4 protein-coding genes are annotated in these 3,074 nt (G+C 69.4%); 1 reads left to right on the forward strand and 3 read right to left on the reverse strand.

Annotated elements, in window-relative coordinates:
- Window positions 1-220 precede the first annotated feature (220 nt).
- Entirely contained in the window at window positions 221-874 is a 654-nt protein-coding gene (locus V7067_RS16905) for a glutathione S-transferase family protein (RefSeq protein WP_334177059.1), read from the reverse strand.
- A gap of 221 nt (window positions 875-1,095) precedes the next feature.
- Here V7067_RS16905 and V7067_RS16910 point away from each other — a divergent pair, with 221 nt between their 5' ends.
- Complete coding sequence (locus V7067_RS16910; protein WP_334177060.1) at window positions 1,096-1,863, forward strand: DUF599 domain-containing protein; 768 nt, start codon at window positions 1,096-1,098, stop codon at window positions 1,861-1,863.
- On the opposite strand, the gene V7067_RS16915 is transcribed toward V7067_RS16910, so the two are convergent.
- Together V7067_RS16915 and V7067_RS16920 are read right to left on the reverse strand one after the other, a co-directional pair.
- Window positions 1,818-2,606, reverse strand: a complete 789-nt coding sequence (locus V7067_RS16915; protein WP_334177061.1) for a YdcF family protein — start codon at window positions 2,604-2,606, stop codon at window positions 1,818-1,820. The two genes, V7067_RS16910 and V7067_RS16915, sit on opposite strands and share 46 nt — an antisense overlap.
- Window positions 2,607-2,715: 109 nt before the next feature.
- Window positions 2,716-3,074: ATP-dependent Clp protease proteolytic subunit (locus V7067_RS16920; RefSeq protein ID WP_334177062.1), on the reverse strand; the 359-nt coding region annotated here is incomplete at its 5' end.

Below are 3,074 nucleotides of genomic sequence, written 5' to 3' on the forward strand. Positions count from 1 at the left end.
TCAGGGAAAAGGGAGGCAGCCGCAGCCAGCAGAGGCGCTAGCCGCAAATAATCGCCGGAAAATGACCGTTGCGCGCACGCGCCGCCTTCACCATGGCTGAATGCTCTGACCGATCGCGCGCCCGCCGTCAAGCATAACCGCTGCGCGGGCGGCTCCGGAAATGTACGGACCCGCCCGCAAGCCGGGGCAGGCCGGCAAAATCGTCCCCGTCCGCCCGGCTTCAGAACGTGCCCTCGTAGCGCGCAACCGCCGGCTCGGCATCGGCCGCCGCCTGCCAGGCCTGCATGGCCGGCAGTGCCAGCACCGCATCCATATAGGACTGCGAGACGGCCGACACCGGCACGCCATAGCGCTGCAGGCGGGTGACAACGGGCGCATACATCGCATCGGCCGCACCGAAGCCGCCGAACAGAAACGGCCCGTCGCAGCCGAAGCGGCTGCGGGCCGCCGCCCACAGCGCCTCGATGCGCGCGACATCGCCCGCCACCGTCTCCGGCAGGCCAGCCGGCGCCGGCGCCCGGCCGAGGTTCATCGGCAGCGCGCTGCGCAGCGCGGCAAAGCCGGCATGCATTTCCGCTGCAATCGCCCGCGCCTCCGCCCGCGCCGCCCGGCCGCGCGGCCAGAAGGCGTGTTCGGGAAACAGTTCGGCCAGATATTCCAGAATGGCGAGGGATTCCCACACATGGGTTGCCCCGTCGATCAGGCACGGCACCCGGCCGGAGGGCGAATGGACGAGAATGCGGGCGCGGGTATCGTCCTGTCCCAGCGGCACCAGCGTCTCGGAAAACGGAATGCCGAAATGCGCCAGCGGCAGCCACGCCCTGAGCGACCACGACGAATAACGCTTCGATGCGATGACGAGATGGAGCGGCACGACCGGACCCCCTGTTGCGGCCGGCAGGCCCGGCCAGTGAGTGCCGCCACCATGCCGCGACCGGCGGCCGTATGCCAATGGATCGTTCTGATTCCACACATCAGCCGCATGAATGAACAGGCTGCTTTTACCCGGCCGGCCGGGTACGGACGTCCGCTGCCGCTGCGGCGGCGGGGAAAAATCGTCTATGCTTGCCCCGATCGCCGAACCGGGGCCTGCCGATGCCGAATTTCAGCCTGCTCGATTACCTCGCCCTCTTCTGGTTTCTGGGGAGCTGGGCGGTCTATGGCTATGTCATCGATCACAGCCGCTGGCAGCACCGCACGCTTTCCGCCGCCATGCGCGGGCAGCGCCGGCGGTGGATGCACGCCATGGCCCGGCGCGAAAACCGCATCGTCGATGCCTCCATCATGAGCGGGCTGCAGAACGGCACCGCCTTCTTTGCCTCCACGGCGGTTCTGGCCATCGGCGCGGCCTTCGCGCTGCTCAATTCCACCGACCGCATGATCGAGGTGTTCTCCGATCTGGAAATGCCGACCACGGCCGCGCGCCAGATCTGGGAGGTGAAGGGCATGGGACTGCTGCTGATCTATGCCTACGCCTTCTTCAAGTTCGGCTGGTCCTACCGGCTGTTCAACTATGCCTCGATCCTGATGGGCGCGGTGCCGACGGCCAGGGACGTGGATACGCCGGAGGGCTGGGCAGCGGTGGAGCGCGCCGCCGCCATGGCCAACGATGCCGGACGTCATTTCAAGCTGGGGCTGCGGGCGTTCTTCTTTTCCATCGGCTTTCTCGGCTGGTTCGCCGGGCCGGTCGCCTTTTTCTGCGCCGCCACGCTCATTCTGGCGGTTCAGGCCCTGCGCCAGTTCGCCTCCGCCCCGCACGATGCCGTGCTGATCACCGCCGATCAGGCCGCCGCCATGCCGCGGCCGTTCGCGCCGCCTCAGGGCGCGGGAAAGAAGGCCGACGACCGCCCCGCGAGCCGGTAGGCGATGAGCCCCTCGATCTCGCGCGCCGCGGCATCGGTGGCGGCAAGGCCCGCCACCACGTCGGGCTTTTCGGTCAGAACCTGCATGCCGGGCAGCGCGCGGTAGTCGACCGGCACCGGCACGAGGCCGCTCCAGCCGGCGGCGCGGAAAGTGCCGAGCGCGCGCGGCATGTGGGCGGCCGACGTGACGAACAGCCAGACCGAACCCGGCTGCGGCGCCACCAGCGCGCGGGCGTTGACGGCATTCTCCCAGGTCGTGCGCGAGTCCCGCTCCGTCACCAGCCGGTCGGCGGCGATGCCGAAGCTCTCCGCCACCCCGGCCGCCAGATCGGCCTCCCGGCGATAGCCGGCACCGAACTTGTTGCCGCCGGTCAGCACCACGGGAACGCCGGGATAGCGGCGGGCGAGCGCGGCCACGGCGATCAGCCGGTCGGCCGCCGCCCCGAATTCCGTCTCGCCGCGGGCATGGGACATCGCGGTATCGATATAGCCGCCGAGCACGAGAATGCCGTCGACGCGGTCCGGCAGCGGGGCCGCGGGAATGCGCGCCTCAAGGGTGCGCAGCAGCAGGGTGCCAGCCGGCAGAAAGCCGAACACCAGAAAGCCGAGCGCGGCCAGCCCGCAGGCCCCGAGCGCCAGACGCCGCCGGCCGGCCAGCAGCGCTGCCGCCCCGGCAATGGCCAGAAGCGCCATCAGGTTCGACGGCTGCGCCAGTGTCGCCAGCCAGTAGATCAGCGGTGTCACGGCCCGCACATCCCCCCGAAAAACCGATCTCCCGAACGCGAAACCGCCCCGAAAACGAACCGGCCCGCACGAAGGCGGGCCGGAAGCGCAGTTCTGGGCGGCGGCGGCCTCAGGCGACTTCGTCGGCCGAGCGGACGACCTTGCCGACCAGACCGTAGGCGATGCCCTCATCCGGGCTCATCCAGTAGTCGCGGTCGGTGTCTTTCTCGATGCGCTCCACCGGCTGGCCGGTAGCCTCGGCGAAGATGCGGTTGAGGCGATCGCGCATCTTGATGATCTCGCGGGCCTGAATCTCGATATCGGTGGCCGGGCCGCCGGTGCCGCCGGACGGTTGATGCAGCAGGAAGCGCGTGTTGGGCGTGCAGAAACGCTGCTCCCTGGGCACCGACACATAGATCAGCGCCCCGGCGCTCGCCACCCAGCCCATGCCGAGGATGCGCACCTTCGGCCGGATGAAGCGGATCGCAT

The sequence above is a fragment of the Pseudoxanthobacter sp. genome (genome assembly GCF_036822375.1).
GTDB lineage: Bacteria > Pseudomonadota > Alphaproteobacteria > Rhizobiales > Segnochrobactraceae > Pseudoxanthobacter.